Origin of the sequence: Neptunomonas phycophila (assembly GCF_001922575.1) — a bacterium.
GTDB classification, from domain to species: domain Bacteria; phylum Pseudomonadota; class Gammaproteobacteria; order Pseudomonadales; family Balneatricaceae; genus Neptunomonas; species Neptunomonas phycophila.
The window spans coordinates 546,125-563,686 of sequence record NZ_MRCI01000001.1; the positions used below are offsets into that span (position 1 = coordinate 546,125).

A 17,562-nucleotide genomic window follows, 5' to 3' on the forward strand; every position below is an offset into this window, starting at 1 on the left:
CGCCTGTTGCACGGGCGGTTTCGTTTTACAGTAAGGATTAATATGGCACGGATTCTCATTACAGGTGCAACGGGTGCTATCGGTGGTGCGCTAGCTAGAGCTTATGCGCAAGATGGCTATCACTTGATATTACAGGGTCGTCAATTAGCCGAACTAGATGCTCTGGTAGAGGAGTGTAACGCCGCGGGAGGCAGCGCAGAAGCGCACGTTCTGGATTTGTCGGACGTTGAACGCACTCGAACCTGGTGTGAAGAGATTCTCTCTCAGGGGGTTCCGGAGATCGTGTATGCCAATGCAGGGATGAACATTAATACCGGCCCTGACCAATCCGGAGAAACGTGGGATGAAATGTCGCTGCTGTTGGATTTAAATGTGAAATCGACGCTCGCTCTGACGCATAGTTTTGCATTGGCAATGCGTGATAAGGGTGAGGGGCAGCTCGTTTTAATTAGCTCCCTTGCGGCCTTTTTTGGTTTGCCTGTTACGCCTAGCTACAGCGCTAGTAAAGCGGCCGTTAAAGCATATGCTGAAGGTATTCGCGGTTGGCTGGCACCATCGAATGTAGGGGTTACTGTTGTTATGCCCGGGTATGTAGCGTCTGCAATGTGTCACGCTATGCCAGGGCCCAAACCATTTTTATGGACACCGCAGCGAGCGGCCCGTGTTATTAAGCGCCGAGTTGCTAAAAACCATCCGCGGATTAGTTTCCCGTTTCCTCTCAATATTGGTTGTTGGGGCTTGGCAGCCTTACCGCCGGGTGTATCTCAGAAGCTGATTAAGTGGCTTGATTACGGAGGGTAATGGGTGACTGAGATCGGCTTTTCGTTAGGGCATTCTTTGCTTACTTTATCTATGCCATTGTGTGTAGGCTTGTTGCTGTCTGCTGCGATGGAGTTGCTGCTAACCCCTAAAAGCCGAATGATTTGGCAACGCCCCTTGGCGTCTAATTTGCTGCATTTAGGGACTTGGCTCATAGTATTCGCAGCTGAGCTTGTTTTGTTTAGGCGGCCTTGGTTTGCTATGGGCAATGTTCTGGCTATTCAATTGCTCATTGTGCTTGTTAATAACGCAAAGTATCACGCGATGCGTGAGCCCTTTTTAGTGCACGATTTTGAATACTTTACTGATGCTATACGCCACCCTCGTTTGTATTTACCGTTTTTTGGTATTGCTAATGCTTTGCTAGCCCTGTGTGCGTTTATTGGTGTGCTCGTGGCTGGTGTAATGTTGGAACCATCGGTTTTTTCTTCCGCACAGGCTTCAGTTGGCTCCTATATCGTGTCGTGGGGGATTTTGTTTGCGGTGGGAGTTGCTGTAACGGTATGGGGTTATAAGGTACGAGTGCGCCGTGTATTGTTGCAGCCTGAGCATGATTATTGTGCACTAGGGCAAATTGGTTTTTTATGGCATTACGGCATCCTACATTATACGCAGCCTAATCCTGTGGAAGAGAATCAATGGCGTGAGTTATTGCCACAAGATGCTGCGGCTGAGAAGTTGCCTGACGTTGTTGTTGTTCAAAGCGAGTCCTTCTTTGATGCTCGTACAGAGTATCCAGTATTGAAGCCTTCTATTCTGGCAGAGTTTGATCAGATATGTGCGCACTCTTTTAGCTGGGGGGCTCTCACCGTGCCGGCTTGGGGCGCAAATACTATCCGTACAGAAAGTGCGTTCTTAACAGGTAAGCCTGCTCATGTTTTGGGGGTTCATCAGTTCAGTCCCTATCGGCACTTTATGAAGCAGCCGCAGTATACGGTAGCGCACGCTTTAAAGGCGTTAGGGTACCGAACGGTGTGCATTCATCCTTATCCTGCGTCTTTTTATTTGCGTGATAAATTGTATCCCAGAATGGGGTTTGATGAGTTTATCGATATTCAATCATTTACCGAAGCAGATAAGGTCGGCCAGTATGTCGGAGATGTTGCCTTAACCGATAAGGTTAAATCGATTTTGTCTAAACGATCACACGCCTCTGGCACGTCGACACCTGTATTTGTGTTTGTAATTACGATGGAAAATCATGGTCCTCTGCACTTGGAGAAGGCCAGTCAGGCTGATCAGGTTGCATTCTATGAGGGTGAACAGCCTTTTGGCTGTGATGATTTAACTGTTTATGCCCGCCACTTACGCAATGCCGATACAATGGCTGCGATGTTAACTGAATGCTTAAATGACCAACCTAATGGTGGTGTGTTGGGGTGGTACGGCGATCATGTGCCGATCATGGCAAAGGTATATCAGACGTTAGGTGCGCCAAAGGGCGAGACTCGCTATTTTATATGGAATGACCACTCCACGGATGGGCTAAAAGAGGCGTCCAGCACGTCAGCGAGCTCCAAAGATATTTCAGAGCTGCCAACGTTATTATTTCAGGCGCTTAGTGCGCGTTACAAGACTCGCTTGGCGGCTGAACAGGAAAGCGTCTGAGCATTGCTTGCAAAGGTGACTCGCTTAGCAGTAGTCGCTGGTAGGCAGATTCTACACCGGTACTAATGCCTTTTTGGCTGTATAAGCCACCATTTATTTGAGTCAACTGGATAACTGCACGCTGAAAGTACTGAAATAGCTTTTGGTCAGGGTATTCTGTGTCAGTCCAAAACTCATCTAAGCTGCATTGCGCGGTTAATCCCGGAATGTTGTAGATAGGGTCGGCAAGGGCGAGAGTCCGGCATTTGTGGAATAAAGCGGAGGTGCCCACCGTGCTGTTGATGGTTATGACGCCTTGGCAATGATCGAGCAGCGTTGGTAAGTGTCCGCTTTCTAAATACAGCGCTCGGCCTTTAATACCTAATGAGTCCTCGAGCTGCAGAATAAGCTTTTTAAAATTAACAAAGCCGGTGTCTAGCGGATGATTCTTTATCACGAGTAGGCTGTCCACTGGTGCGTGCTTGGCAAAAGAGGTGAGGGTTGTGCGAATCACATCGGCCATAGAATCGAAGGGTGAATGTGTTTGTATCTGACTATCGCTATCCAACTGAAGAGGCAGAATAAAATAGGGCGTTTGGTTGGATAATAGTTGTTCAATCGTTTTTGCATCAAAGCGCTCAAGTAATGGCATTTTAGCAAAACGCGCTCCCCAGCCCGCTAGCTCGACTCCGGAAATATAAGGGCGATGTGTTTTGTAGCCCGGATAGAGTAGAGGATTAAGCAGATTAGGTGCGTGATAGCCTATCTCGTGCATGCCCAGTAACAACACAGGGTTGCTGATGGTCTCGCCATTATCTATTGGGTTGAGTTCAGGTGCTATGCGTCGATACCACTGAGGACATTTAGGTAGCCTTGAGTGGCCGTTTATTCCTCCTTCCTCTAGTGTTAACCATCGAGGCCGAAAATAGCCTTCTTCAAAAACATGCACTCGAACATTGTGGCGTTCTCCAATGTTAATCGCAGGCGCATTGACTGGTCGGGTATCCCCCAACATTATAATATCGGTAATCTCATAGTTGATTACCTTTTGTTCAATGAACTCGGGCAGGTTATCTGCGCTAGCGCGGTATTTCCATGCCTGCTTATTGCGCCAATAAACGGCATCGCCCACACAAAAGTTAATGCGAAAAACACCCGCGCCTGCAGCTAAAAGTCGGTCGCCAAGTTTGGAAAAAAAAGGGCTTGTTGGGCCCTGAAGAAAAAGAAAGTTCCGTTTTTGCACAGTATTCTCAGGGCAGCCAGTTAGATCAGCGTTTTCAAAAGGACCAGTGTTTCACGAACCTGGGCTTCGGTATGCTCGCAGGAGAGGAAGAAGCGTAAACGTGCGCTCTGTTCTGGAACAGCGGGGTACAGAATGGGTTGTACGTTAATGCCTTTCTCGAATAAAGCAGCAGAGGCCTTAGCAGCGGTTACTGAGCTCCCTAAAATAATAGGTATTACGGCGATGCCTGTGCTTTCACCGGTATTAAAACCAAGTGATTTGGCTGTGTCGAGAAAGTACTTGGAAATATGCATGAGCTGGTGGATTCTTTCCGGCTCTTGTTCCATAACTTCTAGCGAAGCCAAAGCGGCTGCGGCAATGGGAGCAGGCATCCCTACGCTGTATAAAAAGCCGGGGGCCATATAACGTAGGTGTTCAATTAAGGCTGATTCGCCGGCGATATAGCCTCCACAACCGGACATTGTTTTGCTCAGTGTGCCCATCCAGATATCGACATCTTTGCCGGCCACTTGGTAAAGCTCTCTTAGGCCTTTACCACTATCGCCTAAAATGCCAAATGAATGTGCTTCGTCAACCATCAAAAATGCATAGTGCTGCTGTTTGATCTCTACGAGGCGCGCCAGATCAGGGTGGTCTCCGTCCATACTGTAAAGGCCTTCGACGACGATTAACACGCGTTCAAATTGGTGGCGCTTTTCGGCTAAAAGGGCTTCTAGTGCATCTAAATCATTATGGGGGAACGATAAGCGTTTCGCGCCAGATAATTGAGCACCTACGATAGAGCTGTTATGGATGTATTCATCATGAATGATGAGGTCCTTAGCGCCGAACAAGTAGCCGATAGTTGTGACGTTAGTTGCATGGCCGCTCACAAAGGCGAGAGCATCATCCACCTCGTACATGTGAGCAAGCTTCGCTTCTAATGCTTGGTGAATAGGGCGCTCACCAGACACAATACGACTAGCTGAGACCGAAGTGCCATATTGTTCAATAGCATCAACGGCCGCTTGGTTCACCTTTGGGTGGCCCGACAGTCCAAGGTAATTGTAGCTGGCGTAATTAATGACTTCTTTGCCATTAATCACTGATGTTGCACCAGCCACTCCTTCGTGCGTACGAAAAAAAGGGCTTTCGATGCCGAGGCTTGCAGCACCGTTTTTGATGATTTGCATCTGTTGATAACCCGGATGCTGATCAAATCGGTTTGCTTTGGCTTGCTTGCTTGTTGTGGACTTCAACAAAGAAGCAATTCCGTTACCGGAGTTTTCGGCCTTTTTAAGTTTGTGCTGTAACGTTTTTTGAATCAGCTTATCTTTAATATTTTGCGAAAGCTTTTGTGAGCTCATTAAGCCGATTCTCCTTTTCCGGCATGCTGGCGGGCCACTTGGGCTGCCATATCGTCTTCAGAACTTTGGTCCTCACCTTTTATTTGCGTCGCTAAGCGTTCGCTTAATTTAGCTAAGGTCGGTGTTTCACTGAGGGCCATAACAGAGACTGTAACGCCAAGGCGTGATTCAATTGCTGACATTAATTCGACACCCATCAAGGAGTCCAAGCCCATATCATACATAGAGCGGTTAATATCCAGTTTCTCTTCTGACGTCATTAGTATGCTGGCCAGTTCCGACTTAAGTAACGCTAGTACGGTTTGGGTGAGTTCTTCATCTGACATGGCCATGAGAGCGTCCATATCGAGTCTATTGTCATCACCTTGGTCACTTTCCTGAGCGGTTAACGCTACTTCTCTGAACTTGGCTTGATCTGCACTTGGCAAGAAACGGCTGAGTGGCCCCCAGTCGAACTCTAAGACCCCTTGGTTAGTGATCTTGTTCAATATCATTTGCTCAAGCGCATCTAAAGCTGCGTCGGACGCTAATGCTTGTCCGCCAATTCGGCTCTGTAGTGCGTCTTTGATTTTTTCGTTACGTGCAAGGAAGCCTACATCGTCTATGGCACCCCAGCGAGGGCAGCTAGCCACTTTGCCGCGTGCACGTCTGTTTGCCGCTAATGCTTCTAACCAGTGGTTGGCGGCTACATAGCAAGCCTGCCCTGGGTTTCCAAGAAGTGTGGTAGCAGATGAGTAGAGGACGAATAGGTCTAGGTCTAAATGATCTGTTAATTCATCTAACCAGCGTGCGCCTGTAATTTTGGGGCGCAGTACACGTTCTAGTTGCTCGTCGCTTAAATTGAGAGCGAGGCTGTCTTCTATGACAGCGGCTGCATGAACAACACCTTTGAGTGGCGGTAGCTCACTATCAATTTGCTGCAATACTTGTGCAAGTGCCTTGCGGTCACTGACATCGCAGGCGGCAGGTAAAACAGTGACACCTTGTGCTTTAAAAATAGCCAAGGCCGCTTGAGCCTCTTCCGAAACAGGACCGCTGCGGCTGAGAAGTGCCAGATGTTTGGCACCTTTTGATACAAGCCATTGCGCTGTTTTGAGGCCAAATCCACCCAGACCACCTGTTACTAAGTAGGTAGCCTCGTGAGATAACTCAAGCGATTGCTCAGTGCTAGTCGCCTTGATGTGGCTTGCTTTGATGGGTTGGTCATAAGCAACAACGATTTTACCGATCTGTTTTGCTTGTTGCATGTAACGGAACGCATCCACAATGTGCGTGGCATCAAAGCGTGTGTAAGGTAGCGGATATAAAGTGCCGTCTGCAAATAATTGCATCATTTCGGTAAAGAGACGATGCGTGAGAGCCGGCTTTTCTTGCATCAGCTGGTCAGCATCAATACCAAAATAGCTAATATTGTTGCGGAACGGACGAAGGCCTACTTTTGTGTTTTCATAAAAGTCGCGCTTGCCTAGCTCTAAGAAACGTCCAAAAGGCTTTAATACACGGAAGTTTTGGTTGATGGCTTCTCCTGCTAGGGAGTTGAGCACAATGTCCACGCCGCGGCCGTTTGTTTCAAACAGGATTTCTTCCGCATAGGTCAGTGAGCGCGAGTCATAAATATGTTCTACACCCATCATGCGTAAAAAGTCGCGCTTACTTTCAGACCCGGCTGTGGCGTAGATTTCTGCACCAAGCCATTGAGCAACTTGAATTGCTGCAATGCCAACACCACCGGCTGCGCCGTGTATTAATATTTTTTCACCTTCTTCTAGGCGCGCTAAATGGTTAAGCGCGTAATATACCGTGAAGAAGGTGCTTGGGATCGTAGACGCCGCTTCAAAGCTGATCCCTTCTGGTATGTGCGATATAGCATTCGGTTTAGTGATTACGCTATTGCTGAAGCTTGCAGGGCCAAAGCCCACAACGCTATCACCAATGGTATAGCCTTCAATGTCCTGGCCTACTTCGGTCACAACACCGGCAAATTCAAGCCCTAACGTTGGTCCAGCAAAGCCGTTTTCTATGGCTTCATCGGAGAGCAGTCCTAATGTGTACATGACATCGCGGAAGTTAAGCCCTGTGGCTTTGACGGCTACCCGGATTTCATCCTGGCTTATAGGTGCATCTGACTTGCTTAGCCACGTAAGGTTTTTGAGCTGGCCTGGCATGTCAAAGCCAAGGTAAAACGCATCGTTGTGAGATGTGCTTTCTAACTGAGCGTCAGCAGGGTTCGAAAGCTGTTCGTTCTCACGTAGACGCGGCGCATAAGAATGGCCAGCTTGATCAAGAATGATCTCTGCCTCGTGGGCTAGGTTGTCGCTATTGAGAAGTTGAGATACCAACGCCCGAGTTACGTCTGTTGTAAAGGTTGCATAAGGAACATCAACTAAGCGTAGCTCAATCTTAGCAGACTCGTTCATTAAGGTGCGAGCGAATCCCCATACCGCGGAATCGTCTGCTACGTGAGCTTGGCCAAAATTAGCAAGGCCGTCGTCACAAAGGTACGTTTGGCCAACACCTTGCGTAACAAGGGTTAATTGAAGCGGATCGTTGTGTAGCTCTATGGTTTTGAAGAGATGATTGAGTGCCTTACAACGATTGCTAAGGTCCGTAAACCGCTCTTCAGTAAAGTCGGCTTGATCATCAATTCCGGCAATAAAAACGATACGAGAGCTTTGTGCTGTCAATAGCGTGTGCAGATCATCCGCGGTGCTATTGATAATATCCTGTGTGGAAAGAACAAGTGTGTGTGCTTCACATGCTTGTTCGTGGCAGTGTTGAATTACAGCATCGGCAAGGCGCGTGGATACAGGTTGTGTATCGTGTATAACTAGCAGCTTCTCAGTAGCAGAATCACTATTGCCTACTGTGTTTGAGGCTGCTTTGTTGGTTGCAGGGGCAATGGCGCTTAACAAGTACGAGGAGTGCTCTTCTTGCGTTTGTACGGCTGTTACTGAAGTAAAGCCAGACTCTGTTAGGGCGCTAGTCCATTGCGATGCGTTAAGCTGTTGGCCTGTTTCTTGGTTATTATCATTCCACCAATTTGTGTCGCAGGCGAATAATAGATCAATCCAATCAGCTTGAGATGGCGCTATAAAGAGCACGTTGGCATTGGGTGCTTGAAGTGGAGCCAGATGGCGGAACAAAATCCCAAGCTCTGATACGCTGACACCATTAATGTTAATGATGACAGTATCAAATATGCCGTGTTCTTGTGGTGTTGCGTCGGTTAATGAGAAAGCACTCACCATTGGGTGGCTTTCTTGTAGTAGTTGAACCTTGTCTAGCGCCTCTGACTGTAGGCTGGTAAACGCCAGATCACCTTGAGTGTAATTAAAATCATTACACAGGCTGGTGATTAGTGTGGGTTCATAGATACCTACTTCCAGAACGCGTCGGCGTTGGCCAGTGGCTGGTGTTTTATTGAGTACAGGTTTAATCGACTGGGCTAAGCTACCCAAGAGAGTACTGTTATTACGTAAACTAATAATGGTGGCGTACAGTTCGTTGGCTTCTAGGCCGAGGTCACTGGCAACAAGCGCCCCTTTTATTAGTTCATGTAAATGTAACCCAAACCGCCCAATTAAATGAGTGATTGCAAAGTAATCGGGATAGTCACGCGCCATCATCTGCCAAATTAAATTAGCAGGGATGCTGTCCTCGTCAGCTTCGGCAAGTACCCAATGGTCGGCTGCAGCTACGATGGTTCCACGCTCTGTGGCAAAACGTATAATGCTGTTGAGTAAGCGCGCTGCGCACGGCGAGTCTTTAGTGAGCGTATCTACAAAAGCGGCGTTGAGCTCGCCTTGAGTTTCCAGCGTGGCAAGTGCTTCTCTAACGTATGCTGTCATTAACGCATCAAATAAAGGCTCTACTTCTTGAACCAGAGTGTTGGAGCGCTGATAAACCGCTGGCGGTAACTCGCTATTGAGTACGCTGAGCCACTCCGTGTGATCTAAAGCAGAAGAAGATGCTGGAATGGCAGTCAGATAATAGTCTAGATAATTAATGTGCGAGTTGTTCGCCTTACGCACTCGTACCGCTTTAAAGCGAGCCTCTTTAATAGCTGCCACGTGTAAGCCATTTTCATCAAATAGATCAAACTCAGCTGTAATAGAGTGTGGCGAACGCTTGAGTAGGCGTGCTTGGGCTATAGCAATTTGATGCGCGCCAGAGCGTGTAAATATCCGACCCACGCGAACAGGTACATAAGCTATCCCTTCGTTTTCGGCGAGCTGATCCTTCATGAAGTGAATGATGAGCTGGAAAGTACAATCCAGCTGTGCCGGATGCAATGTAAACCCTTGCGAGTTCCCGTCAGGCTTAAAGGTCGCTGTTACGCTGGGTGTGCTGGTAGAGCGTTTTTCTACCCAACCATGAATCAGCGCTTGGAAAGCCGTGCCATAATCTAGCCCTGCTATTTCAGTTAACGCAAGATGATCGTCTTGTGTGAAGTCGGGTTCGCGTTCGGGTAGCGACGGAGATGAGGCTGATAAGTGCAGGTCAGTTGCAATCTTGAGCGATCGAGCGCTGGCATGCTGTGTCCATTTATCACCGGTTACTAATTCTCGGCTGGCAATGCTGAGTTGGCCTGATTCGATAGCATAGCTTAAGCGCGTTTTTTTGCTGACGCTGTCGTCGAGTAATAAAGGCTGCTTAATTTCTAGCTCTTCAATTTCGAGCAGGTCATGGTCTGTTTTTGTTTGGACGGCTGCCAATAGTAGCTCAACATAGGCCGTACCTGGGAAGACAACATTTTCCCCGGCTTTATGATCTCCAAGCCAAGGATAGGCCTGTGTATCGAGGGTGTTTTCCCACATGTTATCGAGTTGCTTAACTGGATACCCTAAAAGGTCATGAGCTTTTTGGCGGTTAAGCAGGCCTAATGACTCATGCGTTTCGGGGTGCCACAGTGACTCGCGTTGCCATGGATAGGCATCTAACTCAATAAAGTTACCAGTGACCGGAAAGATGTCAGCTGGTAATGCTGGTAACGTGAGCAGCGCTTGAGATGCGGTCTTAGTAATAGCATCTTGTGTGGCATTTCGGCGTGTGAGCGTGCTCAGTACAGTGCCAGCTTGATCCGCTTCTTTAAGCTCGTCATTGAGGTAGCTTTTGAGAACGGGGTGCGCACCAATTTCGATAAATTGGGTAATGCCATCGGCGATAATTTGATCAATTGCGTTCTTGAATTGCACCGGCTTGCGGATGTTATCCCACCAGTAGGCGGCGCCAAGGCTTAGGCCGTTACTTGCTTTGCCTGTTACCGTTGAGTAGAACGGTAAGCGGGTTTCGTGCGGCGTTAAATGAGAAAGACTTTCTTTAACTGGCGCTTCAACTGAGTCCATTGCTGAGCTATGGAACGCATAGTTTAGGTTTAGGCGACGATAGAAAGTGCCGTTTTCAGCGAAAATAGCCTCAAGTTGAGAAAGTTGTTCTGGGTTGCCGGCTAAAGTGATGCCTTTGGCGCTGTTAATGCCGGCGACTTCAACGCCGGAACATTTCTCTTGCTCTAGCAATGCACGAATATCTTGTTCGTTCATGCCTACGGCGCTCATCTCGCCAAAACCTGCGGTTTGGCCTTGGTAGCGGCTGCGGTAATAAATGACATGAACGGCGTCTTCCAGAGACAACGCACCGCTATAGTACGCTGCTGCTACCTCGCCCACACTGTGACCTGTGACAGCGGATGGCTCGATATGATGTGCGCGTAACAGTTCTGTAATACCTATTTGCAAGGCAAACAAGGCAGGCTGAGCAATCTCCGTTTGGTCAAAACGGTCTGTACCATTGTCTCCCGACAGTTCAGCGACCAGAGAAAAGCCTGCTAGGGGTTCAAATAGCGTGTCGACCTGACCCACGGCCTCTCTAAAGATACGGGAGTTTTGTAGCAGGGCTTTACCCATGGTTTCCCATTGGCATCCATTGCCCGAGTAAACAAAGGCAATAGGCGACTGAGGTTTGTCTAGGTAAATAGGTGTCGATTCATCCGCTAACAGGGCGTTGATTTGCTCAATAGCGTCTGCTGAGTCCTGGCTCCAAATAACATGTGCCAATCCGTGGAGCTCTCGGCGGTATAAATAATTGTAAGCAACATCATAAAATGATGCAGACTCTTCACGCAATAATTCTGCGGCGTCTTCTAGGCAAGTCTGTAATGCTTGAGCATCACGAGCGCTAATTACTAAGGGTAAGGGTTTATCAGTGGCTTGTGTGTAAGTTTTTGATTTTGATGCGTTATTGTCTGGTGGTGATTGCAGAATAACGTGTGCATTAGCACCGCCGAAACCGAATGAGTTAATCCCAATAGTCAGTGGTTTATTCGCATCCAGCGCGAGGTTTTTGCTGACAACCTCAATATTCCATTCGTTAAAATGGATATTGGGGTTCGGGTTTTTCATGCTGATAGTTGCAGGCACTTCTCGATAGTAAACCGAGTACAAAGCTTTTGCTAAACCGGCAACACCCGAAGCCGCCTCTAAGTGGCCCATATTGCTTTTTACGGAGCCAATTGGAAGTGGTTTGGAACGCTGTTGGCCGAGTGCAAGGCCGATCGCTCGTGTTTCTATTGGATCGCCAACAGCGGTGCCTGTACCGTGAGCTTCTAGGTAGTCTAGGTCATCAGCTGTAAGGCCGGCTTTTTTGTATGTGCTTTCCATTAACTCAATTTGAGCGGCAGGATTTGGTACGGTTAGGCCTGATTTATAGCCGTCGGTATTGACACCTGAGCCAGCGACAACCGCAAGAATACGATCACCATCACGTATAGCGGCGTCGTAGTCTTTAAGATAAAAAATACCACCGCCTTCTGAGCGGACGTAACCATCACCGGCGGCATCAAAAACTTGGCAGCGGCCTTTTCGAGACAGCATAGTGGCTTTAGAAAACGCAATAAAACCGTAAGGGTGTAGGTGTAAGCTGACGCCGCCTGCCAAGGCTTCTTCGATTTCACCGGAGCGTATAGCTTGGCATGCTTGGTGAAATGCGACCATAGAAGAAGAGCAGGCCGTGTCCATAGCGATGCTAGGCCCGTGCAGGTCGAATAAGTAGGAAATACGGTTAGCTGCAATACTGGCTGTGTTACCTGTGGCTACCGAAGAGTCAACGATAGAAATATCTTCGGTAAAACGATAGGCGTAATCGGCACTGGCGATACCAATGTAAACACCACATTGGCTTCCCTTTAGTGAAGAAGGGGCTTTACCTGCATGTTCGACAGATTCCCACGTCATCTCTAACAGCATGCGCTGTTGTGGATCCATCAGGGAGGCTTCGCGAGGAGAAATACCAAAAAAACTCGCGTCAAAGCCAGACACATCACCCACTGAACCCGCTGAAAATGTATAGCTAGTACCTGGGTGTTTTTTGTCGGGGTGCGTATAAGCGTCAAATGACCAGCGGCCTTCTTCGACGTGGCTTACCAAATCTTTATTAGCCAGTAAATCATGCCAAAATGACTGCGGCGTAGTACCTGGAAAACGAAAGGAAGTGCCTATGATAACAACACGTTTATCCATAACTTAAAAACTCTGGCTCCGGGTGGTCTTAATCTCACGTCATTGTACGTAATATCAATGCGAAAAGGAGGTTTTTTTTGTAAAAAAATCCGACTAATGAAGGAGTTAGTAGCGACCAAAAGAGGGGATGTTAGAAGTATTCTTGTCAAAAAAATACAATTGTAAATTGGTGGGCCCACCAGGACTTGAACCTGGGACCGACGGATTATGAGTCCGGCGCTCTAACCAACTGAGCTATAGGCCCTAAAAGAGGCGCCAATAATACATACTTAGTATCATTGGCGCAATACCTTGATATTGTTACTAAAAAATTATTCGTCGAGGAAGCTGCGCAAGTGATCTGAACGGCTTGGGTGACGCAGTTTACGTAGCGCTTTGGCTTCGATTTGACGAATACGCTCACGAGTAACGTCAAACTGTTTACCTACTTCTTCAAGCGTGTGATCGGTGTTCATATCGATGCCGAAACGCATGCGCAGTACTTTGGCTTCACGGCCTGTTAGGCCAGCCAAAACTTCGCGCGTTGCTTCGCGCAAACCTTCGCCCGTAGCGGAATCAACCGGAGAAGTATGATTTCCGTCTTCGATAAAATCACCTAGGCTAGAGTCTTCGTCATCACCAATGGGTGTTTCCATTGAGATAGGCTCTTTGGCGATTTTCAATACTTTACGTATTTTATCTTCAGGCATTTCCATGCGCTCGGCCAGCTCTTCTGGTAGCGCTTCGCGTCCCATTTCTTGTAGCATCTGACGTGAAATACGATTCAATTTATTGATCGTTTCAATCATGTGTACTGGAATACGAATGGTTCGTGCTTGGTCGGCAATTGATCGTGTGATGGCTTGGCGAATCCACCAAGTCGCATACGTCGAGAACTTGTAACCACGACGGTACTCAAACTTATCAACTGCTTTCATCAAGCCGATGTTGCCTTCTTGAATTAAATCCAAGAATTGAAGGCCACGGTTTGTGTATTTTTTTGCAATCGAGATAACCAAGCGTAAGTTGGCTTCTACCATTTCTTTCTTGGCGCGGCGAGCTCTTGCTTCACCAATCGACATGCTGCGGTTTACATCTTTAATGCTAGCCAGCGGGATGATGGCATCCTGTTCAATTTGAACGAGCTTGCGTTGAGCACGATGTAAATCGGGTAAATTTTGTTTAATCGCTGCTGAAAAGTCATGGTTTTCGGCAATGATTTTGTCTAGCCATTCAGGGCTTGTTTCGTTGCTTGGAAATTCTTTGATGAAGAATTTACGCGGCATTTTACAGCGCTGAATGCAGATACGCATGATAGTGCGTTCTTGCTGGCGAACACGATCAATATAATCACGTACACGCGTTACGAGTAGGTCGTAATAACGTGGTGACAGTTTGACCGGAGAAAAGGCTTCTGAAAGCTCATCAAATGCGGCCTTGTAAGCCGGAGTGTCGCGGCCTTCTTTTTCAAGTACGTCATATAGAGCTAACAGGCGCTCATGAATCTGCGCGAAACGCTGACGAGCCTCTTCTGGATCGGGGCCGCGATCGCCTTCTTCTTCATCGTCGGTGCTGTCTGTGTCGTCATCATCGTCATCGCTGGTGTCAGTGTCATCATCGTCATCTGTTTCTTCAACAGGTGGCACTGAGCCTGCGGGGATGAAGTCGCTATTGTCTGGGTCGATGTAGCCGCTGAAAATATCGCTTAAGCGACCTTCTTCTTGAAGCGTCGTATTGTACGAGTCAAGAATGATCTCTACAGAGCCAGGGAAGCTGGCTAGAGCGGTCATGACTTCGCGGATCCCTTCCTCTATGCGTTTAGCGATTTCGATTTCGCCTTCGCGGGTTAGGAGCTCCACAGTACCCATTTCACGCATGTACATGCGAACGGGGTCGGTTGTTCGGCCAGCGTCAGACTCTACGGCAGCTAAGGCTGCAACCGCATCTTCATCTGCTTCTTCGGCCGAGTCGCCTTCGGTCATGAGGAGTGTCTCAGCATCAGGTGCTTCTTCTGATACAGAGATACCCATGTCATTAATCATGCGAATAATGTCTTCGACCTGATCGGGATCGGCGATATCTTCAGGAAGATGATCGTTAACTTCGGCGTAAGTCAGGTAACCCTGCTCTTTACCGCGTGCGATCAGTTCTTTTAGACGAGATTGCTGCTGCGAGGTATCTGACATAGATGTCCTACAATGGTGCGAATTAGAGACTACAAAAAAGTTAGCGCGACATTATAACGCCAGCGGCTAGGTTTTGCTAGCAGAAGGCTGTTTGATTGGCTGTTTTATGGCCTAAGTCTAGTCTAACTTTTATTCATATGCAGTTTTATATTGGGATTAAGTTTTTGATTGCAACCGGTGCGGGTGAAGTTATTGCCGTGAAAGTGTTAATAGCTCTGAAAGTCGCTGCTTTTCTGGCTGGCTTAGTGTTGCCAGTGGCTTCTTTTGTAGCTTTTGGAGTTCGTTTACTTGTAATCGGCGTGTTAAGCGCTTCCATGCATCGCTGAAAAGTTGCTTAGGGTTGCCGTTGAGTATGGGGTCTAAATGCGAAATACCACTGAGTTGAAGTAGGTGTTTGCTGAGCTCTTCGTCATCGCGCCAGTCGATAAGCAGGGTGTGCAAGCTGGTGTTTGGGTGTGTGTGTAGGTATTGCAAAAACGCTTGTAAAAGCTCGCTGTGTGGCTCGTGTAAATCACTTAATGAGTCGTATTCGGTGGCTAATGGCGCTAGTTCTGGGTGATGCAGTAATAAAGACACCAAATGTCCGCAAAGTGAGTTGGTTGGGCGGGATGGTTCTTTGGGTGATGGCTTGGTGCTGCGACGCTCAGGGTAGTTGTTATCGCGGGGCGTGAAGTTGTTCGGTGTTGCATCTTCATAATAGCTGTTGTCGTATGAGCTGTCGTTGTGTGCGCTGTTAGATGCGCTAGTCGGTACAAGCTGAATGGTGCTATTGATTTGCTCTAATGTAAGTCCGGTTATCTCGCAAATTTTGTCGATCATCATTTGCTTAAGTAGGCCAGGTTGCATTTGCTGAAGCATGGGGAGTGCTTCGCTGCTAAAGCGAGCGCGACCATCGATGCTTGTCATGTCGCTGCCTTGCGAGTGGGACTTAAAGAAAAACTCAGACAGTGGCAAGGCTTCATTTAAGCGTTTCTCAAACCCGTCTTTGCCTTCGGCTCTGATGAGCGTGTCTGGGTCTTCCCCTTCGGGTAGGAATAAAAAGCGAGCTTCTTGGCCATCTTTGATGCTGGTGAGTGTGGTTTCTAGTGCTCGCTCGGCGGCTTTTCTGCCTGCTTTGTCACCATCAAAGCAGAAAACAACTTCTGAAACGGTTTTGAATAGCCGCTCTAGGTGTTGTTGGCTCGTGGCGGTGCCGAGAGTCGCTACGGCATAGGTGACGCCAAACTGTGCCAAGCTAATAACGTCCATATAGCCTTCGACAATAACAATACGTTCTAGCTTTTGGGTGAGCTTGCGGGCTTCGTAAAGGCCATAAAGCTCCCGGCCTTTGTGGAAAGTGTCAGTCTCGGGAGAGTTGAGGTATTTGGGTTTGTCGTCTCCTAAAACACGTCCGCCAAAAGCTATTGTTCGGCCTCGCGCGTCACGTATGGGAAACATAATACGGTTGCGAAAGCGATCGTAAAGGGAGTCTTTTTCTTCGTGGCGAATCAGCATGCCGCTCAGTTCTAGCAGGTTTGCTTTTTCGCTGGTGCCGCCCACGGCATTAATAAGGTTGTCCCAGCCGCTGGGCGCAAAGCCAATGCCAAAAAAACTGGCAACTTTGCCGGTGAGCCCGCGCGACTTAAGGTAGTTGACGGCTAGATCACGTGAGGGGTGTTCTTTTAGTTGGCGCTGATAATAAGCGGAAGCTTCATCTAATATATGATATTGCGCTTTGTGTTCGCTGCGGCGTTGCTCTTGAGCCTCATCGCGAGGAACATCGACTCCGACTATTTTGGCGACTTCTTCGATAGCTTGCGGGAATTCGAGCCGTTCATACTCCATCAAGAAGCCAATGGCATTGCCGCCTGCGCCGCAGCCAAAACAATAATAGAACTGCTTGTCAGGACTAACAGAGAAAGAGGGCGATTTTTCTTGGTGGAAAGGGCAAAGCCCTGAGTAGTTTTTGCCGGCCTTTTTTAGCTTAACGCGGCCATCGATAATGTCTACGATGTTAACGCGTGCTAGCAGATCGTCAATAAAGCCTTGTGGAATACGGCCTGCCATAACTGCTCCGCTGAAATCTATTTAACAGAAAGTGGTTAGCGGAGTTGAGCTTACTTGGTTAGGCTAGCTTTAACCAGTCCTGAAATGGCACCCATGTCTGCGCGGCCTTGGGCTTGTGGCTTGATGATCGCCATTACTTTGCCCATGTCTTGCATTCCTGATGCGCCTGATGCTGTAACAGCATCTTCGATCAATTGTGTTAGTTCTTCTGTCGTTAGCGGTTGCGGCAAGTAAGTTTGAATCACCTCCAGCTCTTGTCGCTCAGTGTCCGCCAGGTCTTTGCGGTCCGCTGCATCATATTGGGCAATTGAGTCACGGCGTTGTTTGGACATTTTATCCAAAACCGCGAGCACACGTGCATCATCCAACTCTATACGCTCATCAACTTCGATGCGCTTTAATTCAGCCAGAATTAAACGAATGGTACCTAAGCGCTGTTTATCTTTTGCGCGCATGGCGTCTTTCATTTCTTCAGTAATCCGTTTTTTGAGTACTGACATTCTGTATGACCTGTGTTGAGGGATGCTTAACCCGGTTGTAAAAAATCTATTCTAAATTACGTTTCTTCGTGCTTAAAAAGCGGAAAAACGTATTAGTACATACGTACGCGGCGAGAGATATCGCGAGATACTTTTTTAGCGTGACGCTTAACGGCAGCTGCTGCTTTACGCTTACGAACAGAAGTTGGCTTTTCGTAGAATTCGCGCTTACGTACTTCAGCTAGAACACCCGCTTTTTCGCAAGAACGCTTGAAACGACGAAGAGCAACGTCAAATGGCTCGTTATCTTTAACTTTAACTGCAGGCATGATGCCTCCTTTTAGTTGTTTAGTTGGCTAAATC

General features: G+C 47.9%; 9 protein-coding genes and 1 tRNA gene. 2 read left to right on the forward strand and 8 right to left on the reverse strand.

The features are described 5' to 3' along the window. The first annotated feature begins 42 nt into the window (after nucleotides 1-42). Together BS617_RS02485 and BS617_RS02490 are read left to right on the forward strand one after the other, a co-directional pair. The gene (locus BS617_RS02485; RefSeq protein WP_075171330.1) at nucleotides 43-801 is read left to right on the forward strand and encodes an SDR family NAD(P)-dependent oxidoreductase; all 759 of its coding nucleotides are present in this window, start codon (nucleotides 43-45) and stop codon (nucleotides 799-801) included. A 3-nt stretch (nucleotides 802-804) separates the two neighbouring features. After that, nucleotides 805-2,427, forward strand: a complete 1,623-nt coding sequence (locus BS617_RS02490) for an LTA synthase family protein (RefSeq protein WP_083609903.1) — start codon at nucleotides 805-807, stop codon at nucleotides 2,425-2,427. On the opposite strand, the gene BS617_RS02495 is transcribed toward BS617_RS02490, so the two are convergent. From BS617_RS02495 to rpsU, 8 genes are all read right to left on the reverse strand, one after another. After that, entirely contained in the window at nucleotides 2,378-3,649 is a 1,272-nt protein-coding gene (locus BS617_RS02495) for a capsule polysaccharide biogenesis protein (protein ID WP_075171331.1), read from the reverse strand. The two genes, BS617_RS02490 and BS617_RS02495, sit on opposite strands and share 50 nt — an antisense overlap. Before the next feature lie 20 nt (nucleotides 3,650-3,669). Next, nucleotides 3,670-4,995: an aminotransferase class I/II-fold pyridoxal phosphate-dependent enzyme gene (locus BS617_RS02500; protein WP_075171332.1), complete on the reverse strand. Its 1,326-nt coding sequence runs from the start codon at nucleotides 4,993-4,995 to the stop codon at nucleotides 3,670-3,672. Then, entirely contained in the window at nucleotides 4,995-12,509 is a 7,515-nt protein-coding gene (locus tag BS617_RS02505) for a type I polyketide synthase (RefSeq protein WP_075171333.1), read from the reverse strand. Before BS617_RS02505 ends, BS617_RS02500 begins: the two co-directional genes overlap by 1 nt. A 167-nt stretch (nucleotides 12,510-12,676) precedes the next feature. Further along, nucleotides 12,677-12,753, reverse strand: a tRNA-Ile gene (locus tag BS617_RS02510). A 67-nt stretch (nucleotides 12,754-12,820) separates the two neighbouring features. Beyond that, on the reverse strand, nucleotides 12,821-14,674 hold the full coding sequence (gene rpoD / locus BS617_RS02515) for an RNA polymerase sigma factor RpoD (protein ID WP_075171334.1): 1,854 nt from the start codon (nucleotides 14,672-14,674) through the stop codon (nucleotides 12,821-12,823). Between the two features lie 189 nt (nucleotides 14,675-14,863). Continuing rightward, nucleotides 14,864-16,720, reverse strand: coding sequence for a DNA primase (gene dnaG / locus BS617_RS02520; RefSeq protein WP_075171335.1), 1,857 nt, complete (start codon nucleotides 16,718-16,720; stop codon nucleotides 14,864-14,866). Nucleotides 16,721-16,770: 50 nt separating this feature from the next. Next, entirely contained in the window at nucleotides 16,771-17,220 is a 450-nt protein-coding gene (locus BS617_RS02525; RefSeq protein WP_075171336.1) for a GatB/YqeY domain-containing protein, read from the reverse strand. A gap of 92 nt (nucleotides 17,221-17,312) precedes the next feature. Further along, on the reverse strand, nucleotides 17,313-17,528 hold the full coding sequence (rpsU, locus tag BS617_RS02530; RefSeq protein WP_028471240.1) for a 30S ribosomal protein S21: 216 nt from the start codon (nucleotides 17,526-17,528) through the stop codon (nucleotides 17,313-17,315). Nucleotides 17,529-17,562 lie beyond the last annotated feature (34 nt).